This window comes from Pseudomonas kermanshahensis (genome assembly GCF_014269205.2).
In the GTDB taxonomy this organism is placed as follows: Bacteria; Pseudomonadota; Gammaproteobacteria; order Pseudomonadales; family Pseudomonadaceae; genus Aquipseudomonas; species Aquipseudomonas kermanshahensis.
In genome coordinates, this window is the sequence record NZ_JABWRY020000001.1 from 737,038 (window position 1) to 750,051 (window position 13,014).

A 13,014-nucleotide genomic window follows, 5' to 3' on the forward strand; every position below is an offset into this window, starting at 1 on the left:
CGGCCTTGTGTCGCGAAAGGGGCGCAAAGCGCCCCCAAAAGCCCATCAACAAGGCTTCAGCCTGATCGAACTGCTGGTGGTACTGGCCATCGCCGGCCTGATGACCGGGCTCGCCGTGGCGTCGCTCGACAGCGGCAAGGCCAGCGTCGATCAGGCCTTGCAGCGGCTGGCTGCACAGGTGCACGTGCAGGCCGCCGAAGCTCGGCATGCCGGCCAGTTACGTGGGCTGCGCTGGACCGGCCAGCGCCCGGAGTTCGTGCGGCGTGAACGCGACGGCTGGGTCGTCGAACCGGCCAGCCTGGGCGAGTGGCCCAAGGGCTTGCAGCCCGACTGGCCAGCCAGCCCGCAGCCGCGCCTGCTGTTCACCCCGCAAGGTTGGGCGCAGCCGGGTTCGGTGCGCTGGCGCTGGGCCGAGGGCAGCCAGCAATGGGCCTGGAGCCGAGACGGCCGCCTGCAGACGGCGGCGCTGCCATGAAGCGCCAACAGCGTGGTTTCACCCTGCTGGAAGTGACCGTGGCCCTGGCGATTGCCGCCGTGTTGGCGGTCATCACCAGCCAGGTCCTGCGCCAGCGCTTGGCGGTGCAGGACAACTTGCAACAGCACCGCCTTGGCCTGCTCTGCGCACGCGAACTGCAAGCCCGTTTCACCGTCGAGCAGTACTGGCCGGCCCGCAATCAGGTGGATGGGCAGCTGAGCCAGGGTGGCCAGGTGTGCCATTGGCAACTGAAACTGCGCCGCACCGGCGTGCGTGACCTGCGCAGGGGTGAACTGCTGCTGTTCGGCGACCGCGACCAGCGGCTGCCGCTTGGCCAATACAGTGTGTTTCTGGAGCGCCCATGAAGCGGCAGCAGGCAGGCCTGACCTTGATCGAACTGATGGTGGCCCTGGCCCTCACCGCGCTGCTCGGCGTCATGCTGGCAGCGTTGGTCAGTGGCTGGCTGAAGGTGCGTGAGCGGTTGCAGGTGAGCAACCAGGAGGCGTCGGTGCTGGATTTCTGCCTGGCCCTGGAGCGGCGCTTCGACAGCCCGGCCCTGCGCCGGGTGTATGACCAGCGATTGCCCTTGCCCAGCCGTTGGTTCGACTGGCAAGCGGCGAGCGGCCAACTGTTGTGGGTGGCGGCGACAGGCCTGCCCGAAGCCGAAGGCGGGTCGCGTCTGCAGCGCCAGCGTCTGCGCTTCGAGGCGCGTGAGCAACGCCTGCTGCTGGAAACCTCGGCGGACCTGTATGCCGCCTCGGCGCCGCGCTGGGTGCTGCGTGAACAGCTAGAGCGGGTGAGCGCGATGAACATCCTTTACCACCAGGGTGGCCGCTGGCTGCCCTGGCCTTCCGACCAACCCGCGCACCCCGGCCGTGGCGTGCGCCTGGAATTGCAACGTGATGGAGCACCGTATGCCTGCACCTTCGTCCTTCCCTGGGGGCGCTCATGAACCTTGACTGGCGTCGACGCTCACCCGCTCGAGCTTGGCTGTTGGTGCGTCCTGGCAGCCCTTGGGACTGGTTACTGGTCGAGGGCGGTGTCGCGCTACGCCAGGGGCAGGGCGAACCGCCGGCGAACCTGCAGGCACGGGTGGCGTTGATCGTGCCGGCCGAGCACTGCAGCCATTTCCAGTTGCCCGCACCGCCAGGGCTCAAGCGTGAAGAATGGCCATTGCTGCTTGAAGACCGCTTGCTGCAAAGCGCGGATGAGGTGGTGTGCGGGTATATGGGGCGTGAGGCCGGGCAAGTTCGGTTACTGGTGGTGGCGCGCGAGCGCCTGGACGATTGGCGCGGGCAATGCGCCGACTGGGGGCTGACGGCCGAGCGCTGCTGGGCCGAATTCCAGTTGCTGCCGGCACCCGAGGCGGGGGTCGCCTGGTGGTGGCGCAAGCAAGACGGGGTCAGCCTGCTTAAGGGGCTGAGCGAAGACGCTGGCGAGCATTGGCTGGCCTGGCCTGAAGCCATGGGCGAGGTGCTGGTCGAACCCTGGCCGCAATTACGCAGGCTACCTCTGGAAGGCCAGTGGCCTACAGCATTGGCAGCGCTGGACAGCTTGCCTGGCCTGTTCGAGCAGCGGCGGCGTCGCACGTTGGCGGGGCCGACGCGGCAGCAGTGCCAGCTCATGGCTGCCTGCCTGCTGTTGGCGTGCACCTGGGGCGGCGTGTGGGCGGCCCAGCAATGGCGCCAGGCCCAGCTCTGGCAAGCCCAGGTGATTGCCGTGACGGGTGAGCAGGCGGGCCCCAGGCAGGCTGCTCAGGCGCTCAAGCGCCTGCGTGAGGCCGGCTTGCAGCAGCAAGTGCGCCTGCGTCAGCTCGACGATCTACAAGGGCGCTTGCACGCCTGGCTGAGTGAGCATCCCGGCTGGCGCCTGCAAGCGGTGCGCTTTGATGGCCAGCGCTGGCATGTGCGGCTGGAGGGCGAGGGCGCCACACCTCCTTGGCGCGAGATGGCCAGTGCGGTGGGCGCTCAGGTGCAGGTGAGTGGCGGCGAGTCGTCGCCAACCGTGGTGTTCGACTTGGAGGTGGCGGCATGAGCACGGCGTGGATGCAGCGTCACCGTTTGCCGCTGGCCGTGTGCCTCATCGCGCTGCTGTCGAGCGTGCTGCTGCTACGTGAAGGCGTGGCGCAATGGCGCGCGCTGAGCCAATGGCAGGCGCTGGCGCAAATGGCAGTAGGTTTGCAGGGCGGTGCGACGCTGAACCTGGAGCGTCTGCGCCAGTCGGCGCAGGCGCGGCAGATCGAATTACTGGAGATGGTCACGCAGGGCGAGGCCTGGCACCTGCGCGGTCAGGTGGGCGATGAGCAGGCCTTGCTGGGTTGGGTACTTGCGCTGCAGGCCGAAGGCGCGCAGCCCTTGCAGTGGGGGCTGGAGCAAGACACCCAGGGCATGCGCTTCGACCTGGTACTTCGGCCATGAGCCGGGGCGCAGTGGCGTGGTTGTTGCTGGTGTTCAGCCTGACCTTACTGGTGCAGTTGCCCGCCAGCTGGCTGGTGCGTGGCTTCGGGGTAACGGCCGCGGGTGTGAGCGGCAGCCTGTGGCAGGGGCAGGCGCGGCAGATCGGCCCGTTCGGGCCGTTGCAATGGACCTTACAGCCTTGGCGTTTGCAAGGGCAGGGCGCGCTGGGGTTTCAGGGGCAGGCGTGGCACGTGCAGGTCCGCGGTTGGCCCTGGCGCTGGGAGGGGGAAGTGCGCCCGGCAGCGGCACAGGTGACGGTACCGGCGGCGTATCGCCTGGCCGGGCAGTGGCAGGGTTCGGTGCGTGTACAGGGTGCGTGGCGGCAATGCCTGGCCAGCGATGGGCGCCTCACGGTTACGGACTTGGCGCTGAGTGAGCCCTGGTCGCTGGGGTTGGGGCAGGGCTGGCTCGAGGTACAGTGCCGCAGGGGTTGGCACCTGTTAGGGCAGTTGCTGCAGGCAGGGCAGCATCAGCTCGACGTGGATGCCGATGTGCGGGGGCGACAGGCCCAGATCGCCATCGCGCTGCAACCCGATGCTGCCCTGACCCCACTGCTGCGCGGCGCGCAGTGGCTGGGGCCAGAGGCAACGGCAGGGCAGCGGCGGGTCCGTTGGTAATCCCCCGAGTCTTCGGCCAAGCGCCCCCCTGTAGGAGCAGCCTTGTGCTGCGAAGAGGCCGGTGACAACACACTAAATCTTGGCTGCTGCCACTGGCCTCTTCGCAGCACAAGGCTGCTCCTACCGGGGCGCGTTAGACGAGGGGTCAGTCCGCCTTGCCCTGGGTACTCGACACCCATTGCTCGCTGCGGTTATGCCCGCTGGTACGCAATACCCCAAGATCAAGCGCATTCTCGCCGTCAGCCGCGCCCTTGCCCTTGGTGAACTCAGCCACTGCTGTGCCCAGGTCCACCGGCGAGTTGGACACGTCAATCGACACATCGCGGCGGTAGTCGCTGCCACTCAGGGTCTCTTGGGTAATCGCATTGGCGCTCAGCTCGACATCACCCTTGGCCGACTGCAACCGCGCGCCGACCAAGTGAGCGTCGCCCGCAACCTTCAGCGCGATGCCTTCGCTGCCCTTGAGCGTGGTCTGCTTGGCCACGGTGTCGCGCTGTTGATGGGACAGGTCCAGGCGCAAGGTCGGTGAAAAACCAGGTTCGGCCTTGCTCAAGGCTGGGCCGGCCTTTTCGCCGACCTTGCTACCCAGCGGCCCTGCCAGCGCGGTGGCGGCGTTGGTGTAGCCTTGCGGGTTCTTTTCCTGGCTCAGGCGTGCGTCAGCTTTCACGGTCAGGCTATCGACGCTGTCCTTGCGGCTGGCAATGCGCAGATCGCCGCCGACCTCACCGGTTATACGCCCTGCCTCCAGGCTGGCACCTTCGATGCGTGTGTCGCCACGGCTGTGCAACTGGATACCCTCAGCGCGCAGCTGGCTGGCGTTCCAGGTCTGGTTGTCACGTTTGTCCAGGGCGACCTGTGCGCGGCCATGCAGACCACGGGTATCGGTATCCCCCTTGGCCATGTTGAAACCGGCCCCCGCGGTGATGTCGAGGTTGTCGCGTTGCTCCCGGTTGCTGGATGCTTCCACCCGCATGCCGCCCCCGGCGGCGTTGAGCACGATCTGTTCGGCTGAGGCGTGCAGCCCTTGCAAGTGCAAGGCGATGTCCTCGCGGGCACGGCTGCTCAGCGTCAGTGTGCCGGCGCTGTCGAAGCGGGCATCGACAGCCTGGCTGGCATCCTCGTTCTGCTTGCCGTGGTTGAAGTGCCCGCCGATGCCGCCCCCTTTCGTTGCGCCGGTCTTGACCGCAAGCTCCAGGCCGCCGCCCAGGTTGCCGCCCTTGGCCTGTTGGGTATCGCTGCCTGCGGTGACCTGCAAGCGGCCACCACTTTCCAGCAGGGTATCCCCGACCTTGGCGTCACGGCTGCCGATACGCGTCCCCTCCAGCTTCAGGTCGCCATCACTGCTCAGGTGAACATCGCCCTTGGCATCGATCTGCGCAACCTGGGCCTTGGTCTGCGCGCTGTCTTGCTGGCGGTGATCAAGGTAGCCGCGGGCGTCGACGCCAGTGCTGCCGGGGCGATTGCCGACCTTGGCCCAGGCGTTGCCGTCAAGCTGGCCTGCTGCTTGGGTATTACGGTCATTGGCTTGGGACAACGTCAAAGAGCCCCCACTGCGCATGGCCACGTTGCCTTCGCCACCGTCGATGCGCGTGCCTTCGTACAGGCCATCGCTGCCCAGCTGTACCTGGATGCCCTGTTGCCCATAGAGGCTTCCGGCCACGGCGGTACTGGCGGTGTCCTGTTTGCCCAGCGAGCCGCCCTTGCCGGCGGCGCGAACATTGAGGTCGTTGCCGCTGCTGGTGTCCACGCGGGCATCGCCGCCATAGGCCATGCGCTGCACGGTATCTACCTGCGTGTTCTCGGCTGCCCGCAGGGTGTGCTGCGAGGCGTCGATCAGCAATTTCCCGGCGTTGGCGTTCCACGCGGTGCCCTGGTCATCAATGACACCGGCCTTGACCTCGACCGTTGCACCGGTCAGCTCACTCACCTGGGCCAAGCTGCGGCGCTGGTTCTCCAGGCGTTTGAGATGGTCATGTCGGCGCCGACGCTCGGGGCCGCCATCGCGTCTTCGGGCGAGGCTTGCTGAAAGCGCGCGGCCTCCTCACCGAGTACCAGGCGTTCGATGGGGCGGGTGAGGTCACGGTATTCCACGCTGGCACCGAGGCTGCCGGCCCAATTGTCTGTGACGCTTTCACGCTCATGGGTGTCCTGCACGGCACGGTTCTCGATGTGCTTGGCGGTGACCTTCAGTTGCTGGCCGGCATCGACGCGTGCGGCTTCGGTGAGCAAATGCTCGGCCTCCAGCTTCACCCCGGCGCTGGCCTTCAATTCGCTGCCTTGTACCGTGCTGTCACGTTCGAGCTGAGTCTGGGTGTTGTGATGGCCTGCGAAGGCGCTGCCCAAACGGTCGATACCCCCCGTCACTTTAACGCTGCCTCCGCTCTGGCTGTTTTTGCTGATGGACTCGCGCTCATTGCGGGTTGCACCCAGGGCGATGTGCTTGGCGGTCACGTTCAGGTCACCTGCGCTGGCCTGGACTTTGGAACCATTGACCTGCAAATGGGCATCGCTTTGCAGGCCTACCGAGGCGCCCTTGAGTTCGCTGGAGACTTGTGATGTTTCCTGTGTCGTACCGGTCGTGGTAGCGACCTGATAGCCCAGGCTGGCCTCGTACTGGCGCGAGTCCGGTTTGCCATCCTGCGCCTCTTCAGTCTGCTTGGCGCCGACGCTGAGGCCACGCTGCTGGTGCCGGGTGTCGGTTTCGTTGCGCGACTGCGCGCTGTCGATCACCAGATCGCCTTTGGCTTCTACCTGCAAGTGTTTGCCTGCTTCGACCTTTGCCCCGTGGATACGCAGTTCGTCGGCGCTGGCCAGGCGCAGGTTGCTGCTGGACGAGACGTCGCTGACCAGTACCTGGTCCTTGCGTGTGGTGTGCTTGCGGTCGCTGCCGATCAGGCCGAACAGTTTGCTGTCGCTCTGGTGATCGGTCGAGGTGCTGCTGCCGCGGTCGGCTTCGATCGCCAGCAGGCCGTTTTCGCTGTAGAGCACCGAGTCTTCCTTGCCATGCACCTTGCTGCCTTTGATGGTGACCTGGTCGGCCGTCATGTTCAGCTTGCCGTCCGTCGTCACACTGCTGCCAGCCACGACCTGCGCTTGGCTGTCATTGCCTTTGCGGTCGCCAAAGAAGGTGCCAGAGACCAGGTCGCCGCGGTAATTGCGTTGGGTGCCGCTTTCCTGCAAGGCCGTGGTCCCGACCTCGATGTGCCGGGCTTTGAATTGCATGTCGTTGTTCGCATGCAGCGTGCTGCCTTCAACCTTGAGGGCGTCGGCTGCTGTAAGTGTCAGGCGCCCGGCATTCAACGTGCTGCCCCGGGCTGTTTCACGGGTTTGCTCGGTATCGCTGTCGCCGCGCCACAGGTCCTTGCGGTGGCGCACCTGTTCGGTGATGTGTTTGCTGTCGATGCCCGCCACGATGTCCAGGTTGCCGGCACTGTTGACGTTCAACTCACCCCCTGTACTTACGTCGGCGGCCAACAGGCGCATATCGGCACCCGATTGCAGCCGAACGTTGTCATGGCCGCGCAACTGCGTGCCCTGCTGTTGACGGTCGCGGGTGGTGCGCTCGCGGTCGTAGGTTTCGCGGGTGATGAAGAGGAACTTCTTGTTCCAGTTTTCGCGATCGTGCTGGGTGTTTTCCAGGCTGTCGGCGTCCAGGGTGAGCTTCTGGCCGGCCGTGACCACCACCTGTTGTGCCTGGCCATCGACGGCGCGCAGGGTCAGGTCGTCGGCGGCGCTGAGGGCAAGGGCGCCCCGTTCGCTGTGAAGTTCGGCGCGGGTGTCGGCCTTGCCGCTGATGTGCAGGCCACCGGCTGACTGGATGTCGATACCGTCGGTGGCATGCGCCTGAACGGGCCCCATGCGCACGCCCGCGCCTTCGGCGGTGCTCACCACGCGGATGCGCCCGGCGCGCATGGCCCCGAACAGGCTGGCATCGATACTGGCCGCTGTGCCGGGCAAGTGCTCGACCACCTGGCCGCTGGCCTGGTCGATGCGGTTGCGGCCTACCGTGACGTTCAGTTCACCGCCGGCCATGAGCAGCCCTTTGCTGTCTACCTGCGGCGCGATCAGGTCAAGCGCGCCGGTGCTGTTGCTTTGGCCACCGGGCAGTACCTGCAGGGCGCCGCTGGCATTGAGGGTGTCGAGGTACTTGAGTTGCTGGTCTTCGAATTCTGGGGTGCCGACCACGAAGCCCGCGCGCGTGGTGTTGATGAAGCTGCCCCCGTTGAGGGTGATGCCATTGGGGTTGGCCAGGATGTAATCGGCGGGGCGGCCGAAGATTTCCTGCGGCCCCTCGATCAGCGAGGCGTTGCGGCTGATCACTTCATTGAGAATGGTCGAAGCCGCCTGGCCTTGGAACTGCGGGTTGGCGGCCAGGGCACCGGCCAGTTGCGATTGGCCGGCCTGGGTGGCGTTGTTCAGCACCACGCCGGGGTTGCCGACGTTGTAGTCGAGGTACTGGTTGTGTGACAGGCCGCCGGCGTTGGGGGCGACAATGTCGATCACTGGCACACCATGGCCATTGTTGATGACCGGGGTGCCACCTGGGCCGGTAGCGGCTTCAAGGCCGCCCTGGGCCAGCACGCTGCTGGAGCCGAGCAGGGCGAGGAAGATGGCCCAACGCAAGGTATCCGGGCGGGTAGACGTCAACTGCGAGCGCGTTTGCATGGTCTCGTTCTCTTTTTTTGTGGGGTGAATCAGATGCTCAGGTTCCACTCCAGCACCCAGAAGCCCGGCTCCAGAAGCGCGCGGGGCAGGTCACTGGTGTACAAGGCGCGCTGGTAGTCGAGGCGCACGCGGCTGTCGGGCAAGCTCAATTCGATGCCGGCTGCCGCGCCTGCCAGGCGTTGAACGGGGCTGTCGCGAGCCAGCCGGGTCCAGCCCTGATCGAGGCCGGCATAGGGCCGCAGCTGCAGCGGTCCGGCCCAGGCCGGCGTCAGCGGATAACTGAAGGTGTTACGCCAGACGGCACTGCTGGCGCCGGAGTAAGTGCGCAGGCGAAACCCGCGCACAGCCGAATCATCGCTGGCCAGCAGTTGTTCGACGGCCGGCAGCCGGTCGCGGCTGTACTGCAGGCCCAGTTCGCTCTGCCAGCGCCAGGGCCGCTGCGCCGGGCCTTGGCGCAGGTGCAGCAGCGTGCCGCGGTACTTGTGAAAGTCTGGGCGCGGGCCCAGCGCACTGGGGGCTGAAGCGTCCGCGCCAAACCAGCCCACCCCTTGGGCGAACCCGAGGTAGCCGTGCCACAGGCCGCCTTCGAGCCACAGCAGGTTGATGCCCGCTTCCACCGTGGTCAGTGTGGGGCTCTGCAGGCTCACGGCCTTGCCGCCGGTGCGGTTGGTGAGCTGCTTGCGGTCCAGCCGGGCGCTGGCGCTGAGCATGCCCTGCTGGTTGCGCCATAGCACCCGCTCGGCGCTGAGCCCTAGAAAGCGGCTGTTGCCACTGCTCGTCTGGCGCCCCTGGGGGATGGGCGCGCGGTAGCTCAATTGGCTGACGCTGGCGGCGAAGGTCCACGGGCCGTAAGGAATGCTGTAGTACGCCGTGACACCGTTGCTTCGCCCCGGCGCATCGATGACGGTCCTGGCCAACGACAGGCGCAGGTCGTCGTTCAGGCCAAGCGGGCTGTCCAGGCCAATGCCGAGGTTCAGGCGATGGCGGCCGGTCAGTTCGCTGCCCCGGTTGTCCAGGCGGCTGTCCAGGTGCCAGCGCGAGGCGGTCTTGTGGGGCTGAACCACTATTCGGGTGCCGCCCTGTAGGGCGCCGGGCAGCAAGTCGACACTCAGTTCATAGGCACGCAGGCGGTTGAGTTGGTCGAGCCCTTGCTCCAGCGCTGGCAGGTACAGCGGCTGCCCCAGCACGTCAGGAAAAGCGCCACGCAAGGAAAGCGGCAGGTCGGTCCCAAGTTCGATCGACTCGACGAAGCCTTCGCTGATGAGGATGTCCAGTGGCGCCCCATCCTCGGGCGGCTGGCTCAGGTAAGGGCGGCTGGTGGGGTAGCCCGCCTGCACGTAGCGCTGGGTGATGGCCTTGAGCAGCAGGTTGATGTCGACGATGCCCATGCAAGGCTGCATGAAGGGCAGCACGGTCGCTTCCAGTGCCGTGCCCGGCACCTGCCGATGGCCTGCCAGACGAACACCGGTCACCGCCCAGCAGTGGCTGTCGACCGCCTGTATGGCCTGTTTTTCGTCATCGCCTGGCGAGGCGGGGGCACGCTGCCAGCGTTCGAGCCGTTGTTGCTGTTCCAGCTGGCGTAACGTTTGCTGCTGGTCGCGCAACTGCTGGCTGGCCAGGTCGGCGGCCCAGGCCAGGGGGCTGGCCAGCCAGCAGGCAAGCAGGCTGCTGGCAATGATGCGTATTCGGTACGGCATTGAAGCACCCCGCAGATGACGTACGGATTTCGTATTCGTCTGCGTGGATGCTAAGAATTAAGTGATTCGCTTGGATGCAGTACGCCGCCTAAGCGGATGTCAGGTGGGTTCGCGGTCGAAGGTGCGAAAGCTCCTACACGATGAGGGGTATGTAGGAAGCATGGAAGTGCAGCCATTGAGCCAGTCCCGTGCAGCGAGCGTTAGTTTTTAAGCTGCTCTTGGGGTCGCAGGCCTTGAATGATTGTCGCAGTCGACAGCAGCAGGCGGAGTGGGTTGTGTTTCGAGGGGATGAGCATCAGCTCCTGATAGTACTTGGCTGCCTGCTCATCTTTTGCGTCCACAACGATGAAGGCCACCCCCGAGTGCATTGAAACCGTGTAGATACGACGGAAAAAGTCGGCCATCAGCCGCTGTCCAAGCCCCTTTCGCTGCATGCGCTGATCAACAGCCAGGCGACTCAGCATGGCTGCCGGCATGGGGTACCGAGGCATCTTTCTCGCCTGTTCTTCGCTCAGCTCATCGAGCGCTACTGAAGTATTCGCAAGGGTGTAGTAGCCAAGCAGCATTCCGTCCTCCAGGTACATGAAGGTGCGCGAGACATTGCGCTTTTCGTCCTGGCCGGCTTGCTGGGCTATGTAGGTATTCAGAGCGGGGTGGGTAGAGCAGTCGAACGAAGTTCGATCAATCGTCTTATCAAACGCTACGGTGATGAATTCCATCGCAAGGCCTTAGCGCAAGGCAAGTAAGTTTCGAAGCGCTTCATTGGGCTCTGGAGGGTTATCGAGCAACTGATCAGCGATGTCGGCGTCCAGAACAGTCATGCCTTCCTGATCGAAGTTCAAAACCTCATCTTCGATTACAGAGCGAACAGCCAGGGCAGCAACCACCTTTTTGAGTTCGGCCAGTTCTTTTTCCATGTCGGACAAGTGTGGTGCACGGCTGGTACGCCCGCGCGAAGTGCCTGAGCTCAATACGCGGACGCTCAGGCTTTTTGTCGCATGCTCCTCAACTACTGCACCCGCATTGCGATAAGCCGTGACCATGCCACTCTTGCTGTGCAAGGCGATGACGCCTTTCCTGCCGGCAATTGGGAGGCGTGCTTTTGATTGCAATTGCTTGTTCACAGTGAGTCCCTCTGGGTATGCCGATCGTAGCACATACAGCTTGACACCGAGTTCCAAGCATTGATTACAAGTCGCTACAAGCGCCCTGTCAGGGGCGGATCTCGATCAATGTCCCGTCCTTGACCAGTTCCCAGACTTCCTGCATGTCGCGGTTACGCATGGCAATGCAACCGTCCGTCCAGTCCAGGGTATGGAAGTACCACTCCGGGTATTCGTCGTTGATCGGCGTGCCATGGATCATGATCATGCTGCCGGCGCTTACGCCTTCGCGGGTGGCGCGGGCGGCGTCGCTGATGTTCGGGTAGTTGATATGCATGGCCAGGTTGAAACGGTCGCTCTGTTTGCGCCAGTCCAACCAGTAGAGGCCCTCGGGGGTCTTCTTGTCGCCTTCGCGTTCCTTGGCGCCCTTGGGCTGCTTGCCCAGGGAAATGCGGTAGGTCTTCAGCGGCTCACCACGGCTGATCAGTTGCAGGCGGCGCTCGGACTTGATCACCAGCACCTTGTCGATGAGCGGCTGCATGGCGGCCTGCGATTGCGACTGCGCAGGCACCGGTGGCTGCGGCTTGCGAATGATGGTCTCGGTGAAGGCAGCCTGGGACACCGAGGTAACGCAAAGGCAGAAAAGGGCAAACAACCAGCGCATGAAGCAGCACCTGCAGGCTTAAGTAGTGGGCGAGACGTTCATCGGCGGCAGGTACTCATGGCCTATGGGGTAGTGCTGCCCGATGCGGTCGCGATAGTAGCATTCTAGTGTGCGTGTGACGGTGCGGAAAGCCAGCTCGTCCCACGGTATCTCATGTTGTTCGAACAATCGCACCTCCAGGCTCTCGATGCCCACATCAAAGCTTAGGTCGGCCAGTTCCGCGCGGAAGAACACGTGTACCTGGTTGATGTGCGGCAGGTCGAACAACTGGTACAGGGCCATGGGCCCTACCTGGGCGCAGGCCTCCTCGACGGTTTCGCGACGGGCGGCCTGGTCGAGGGTTTCGCCGTTTTCCATGAACCCGGCGGGCAGGGTCCAGTAGCCGCGGCGTGGCTCGATGGCGCGCCGGCACAGCAGCACCTGGCTACCCCAGGTGGGCAGCACACCCGCGACGATGTTGGGGTTCTGGTAGTGAACGGTCTGGCAATACTCGCAGACGTACCGCAGGCGGCTGTCGCCCTCGGGGATCCGCTGAACGACCGGTTGGCCGCATGCGCTGCAGAATTTCATGCTGTTCTTCCCTTTTGACTGGGCTATCTTGGCGCGCCGACGGGGCCGCCGCAAGCGCACGGGGCTTGGGTGCTTCGCGGCTTTGGTGCATCATGCAAGACAGGCCTTGGATACGAGAGTGCGCAATGCTGGACGAGCTTCTTCGCCGAATGAGCAACCATGAACCTGCATCACTGGAAACTGACCGACGGTTTCCCGAAGCGGCGGTACTCTTGCCCATTACCCGCAGCGAAGCGCCCGAACTGGTTTTGACCCTGCGCGCCAAGGGGCTGTCGACCCATGGTGGCGAAGTCGCCTTCCCCGGTGGCCGCCGCGACCCCGAAGACCCGGACCTGGTGTTTACCGCTCTGCGCGAGGCCGAAGAAGAAATCGGCCTGCCCCCTGGGCTGGTGGAAGTGATCGGTCCGCTGAGCCCGCTGATCTCGCTGCATGGCCTGAAAGTGACGCCATTCGTCGGGCTTATCCCCGATTACGTCGAATACCGCGCCAATGATGCGGAGATCGCGGCAGTATTCACCGTGCCGCTGGAGTTCTTCCGCCAGGACCCGCGGGACCACACCCACCGTATCGATTACCAGGGCCGCAGTTGGTATGTGCCCAGCTACCGTTACGGCGAATACAAGATCTGGGGGTTGTCGGCGATCATGATCGTCGAGCTGGTCAACCTGCTGTATGACGCGGGTATCAGCTTGCATCAACCCCCGGAACGTTACATCGAGATCTGAGCGGGGCCCACCCTGCCGTTTGCCGCAAACCGCCGCCGTTTA

Annotated in this window: 12 protein-coding genes and 1 pseudogene; 7 read left to right on the top strand and 6 right to left on the bottom strand. The window is 64.7% G+C overall.

Annotation, left to right across the window (positions count from 1 at the left end; all coding sequences use genetic code 11):
• The first annotated feature begins 7 nt into the window (after positions 1-7).
• Genes gspH through gspN form a run of 6 tightly spaced genes read left to right on the top strand, consistent with a single transcriptional unit; the run spans position 8 to position 3,548 of the window.
• Positions 8-475 carry a type II secretion system minor pseudopilin GspH gene (gene gspH, locus HU764_RS03395; protein WP_338109059.1) on the top strand — a complete coding sequence of 156 codons (468 nt, stop codon included), beginning with the start codon at positions 8-10 and terminating at the stop codon, positions 473-475.
• A complete protein-coding gene (locus tag HU764_RS03400; protein ID WP_186675805.1) occupies positions 472-840 on the top strand; it encodes a type II secretion system protein GspI in 369 nt (122 codons plus the stop codon). Before gspH ends, HU764_RS03400 begins: the two co-directional genes overlap by 4 nt.
• Complete coding sequence (locus tag HU764_RS03405) at positions 837-1,427, top strand: PulJ/GspJ family protein (protein ID WP_186675806.1); 591 nt, start codon at positions 837-839, stop codon at positions 1,425-1,427. The genes HU764_RS03400 and HU764_RS03405 overlap by 4 nt, the downstream gene beginning before the upstream one ends.
• The gene (gene gspL / locus HU764_RS03410; RefSeq protein WP_186702933.1) at positions 1,424-2,509 is read left to right on the top strand and encodes a type II secretion system protein GspL; all 1,086 of its coding nucleotides are present in this window, start codon (positions 1,424-1,426) and stop codon (positions 2,507-2,509) included. The genes HU764_RS03405 and gspL overlap by 4 nt, the downstream gene beginning before the upstream one ends.
• The gene (gene gspM, locus HU764_RS03415; RefSeq protein ID WP_186702934.1) at positions 2,506-2,892 is read left to right on the top strand and encodes a type II secretion system protein GspM; all 387 of its coding nucleotides are present in this window, start codon (positions 2,506-2,508) and stop codon (positions 2,890-2,892) included. Before gspL ends, gspM begins: the two co-directional genes overlap by 4 nt.
• On the top strand, positions 2,889-3,548 hold the full coding sequence (gene gspN / locus HU764_RS03420) for a type II secretion system protein N (protein ID WP_186702935.1): 660 nt from the start codon (positions 2,889-2,891) through the stop codon (positions 3,546-3,548). Before gspM ends, gspN begins: the two co-directional genes overlap by 4 nt.
• A gap of 145 nt (positions 3,549-3,693) precedes the next feature.
• Here the strand turns inward: gspN and HU764_RS27920 are convergent.
• The 6 genes and pseudogenes from HU764_RS27920 to HU764_RS03450 all read right to left on the bottom strand — a co-directional run bounded on the left by HU764_RS27920 (position 3,694) and on the right by HU764_RS03450 (position 12,247).
• Positions 3,694-8,213 (bottom strand): annotated as a pseudogene (locus tag HU764_RS27920) (hemagglutinin repeat-containing protein).
• A 29-nt stretch (positions 8,214-8,242) separates the two neighbouring features.
• Complete coding sequence (locus HU764_RS03430; protein ID WP_186702936.1) at positions 8,243-9,910, bottom strand: ShlB/FhaC/HecB family hemolysin secretion/activation protein; 1,668 nt, start codon at positions 9,908-9,910, stop codon at positions 8,243-8,245.
• Between the two features lie 200 nt (positions 9,911-10,110).
• Entirely contained in the window at positions 10,111-10,629 is a 519-nt protein-coding gene (locus HU764_RS03435; RefSeq protein WP_186702937.1) for a GNAT family N-acetyltransferase, read from the bottom strand.
• A gap of 9 nt (positions 10,630-10,638) precedes the next feature.
• The gene (locus HU764_RS03440) at positions 10,639-11,034 is read right to left on the bottom strand and encodes a hypothetical protein (protein ID WP_186675827.1); all 396 of its coding nucleotides are present in this window, start codon (positions 11,032-11,034) and stop codon (positions 10,639-10,641) included.
• An 88-nt stretch (positions 11,035-11,122) separates the two neighbouring features.
• Positions 11,123-11,677 carry a L,D-transpeptidase family protein gene (locus tag HU764_RS03445; RefSeq protein WP_027595710.1) on the bottom strand — a complete coding sequence of 185 codons (555 nt, stop codon included), beginning with the start codon at positions 11,675-11,677 and terminating at the stop codon, positions 11,123-11,125.
• Between the two features lie 18 nt (positions 11,678-11,695).
• The gene (locus tag HU764_RS03450) at positions 11,696-12,247 is read right to left on the bottom strand and encodes an NUDIX hydrolase (protein ID WP_027595711.1); all 552 of its coding nucleotides are present in this window, start codon (positions 12,245-12,247) and stop codon (positions 11,696-11,698) included.
• 125 nt (positions 12,248-12,372) lie between these two features.
• Between HU764_RS03450 and HU764_RS03455 the strand changes: the two genes are divergently transcribed.
• The gene (locus HU764_RS03455; protein ID WP_027595712.1) at positions 12,373-12,972 is read left to right on the top strand and encodes a CoA pyrophosphatase; all 600 of its coding nucleotides are present in this window, start codon (positions 12,373-12,375) and stop codon (positions 12,970-12,972) included.
• Positions 12,973-13,014: the final 42 nt, after the last annotated feature.

What these genes read in the sequence shown, in the direction of transcription:
- gspN (WP_186702935.1), top strand. Translation starts at nt 2,889, where the DNA reads ATGAGCCGGGGCGCAGTGGCGTGGTTGTTGCTGGTGTTCAGCCTGACC.
- HU764_RS03435 (WP_186702937.1), bottom strand. Translation starts at nt 10,629, where the DNA reads ATGGAATTCATCACCGTAGCGTTTGATAAGACGATTGATCGAACTTCG.
- HU764_RS03430 (WP_186702936.1), bottom strand. Translation starts at nt 9,910, where the DNA reads ATGCCGTACCGAATACGCATCATTGCCAGCAGCCTGCTTGCCTGCTGG.
- gspL (WP_186702933.1), top strand. Translation starts at nt 1,424, where the DNA reads ATGAACCTTGACTGGCGTCGACGCTCACCCGCTCGAGCTTGGCTGTTG.
- HU764_RS03400 (WP_186675805.1), top strand. Translation starts at nt 472, where the DNA reads ATGAAGCGCCAACAGCGTGGTTTCACCCTGCTGGAAGTGACCGTGGCC.
- gspM (WP_186702934.1), top strand. Translation starts at nt 2,506, where the DNA reads ATGAGCACGGCGTGGATGCAGCGTCACCGTTTGCCGCTGGCCGTGTGC.
- HU764_RS03445 (WP_027595710.1), bottom strand. Translation starts at nt 11,677, where the DNA reads ATGCGCTGGTTGTTTGCCCTTTTCTGCCTTTGCGTTACCTCGGTGTCC.
- HU764_RS03450 (WP_027595711.1), bottom strand. Translation starts at nt 12,247, where the DNA reads ATGAAATTCTGCAGCGCATGCGGCCAACCGGTCGTTCAGCGGATCCCC.
- HU764_RS03405 (WP_186675806.1), top strand. Translation starts at nt 837, where the DNA reads ATGAAGCGGCAGCAGGCAGGCCTGACCTTGATCGAACTGATGGTGGCC.
- HU764_RS03455 (WP_027595712.1), top strand. Translation starts at nt 12,373, where the DNA reads ATGCTGGACGAGCTTCTTCGCCGAATGAGCAACCATGAACCTGCATCA.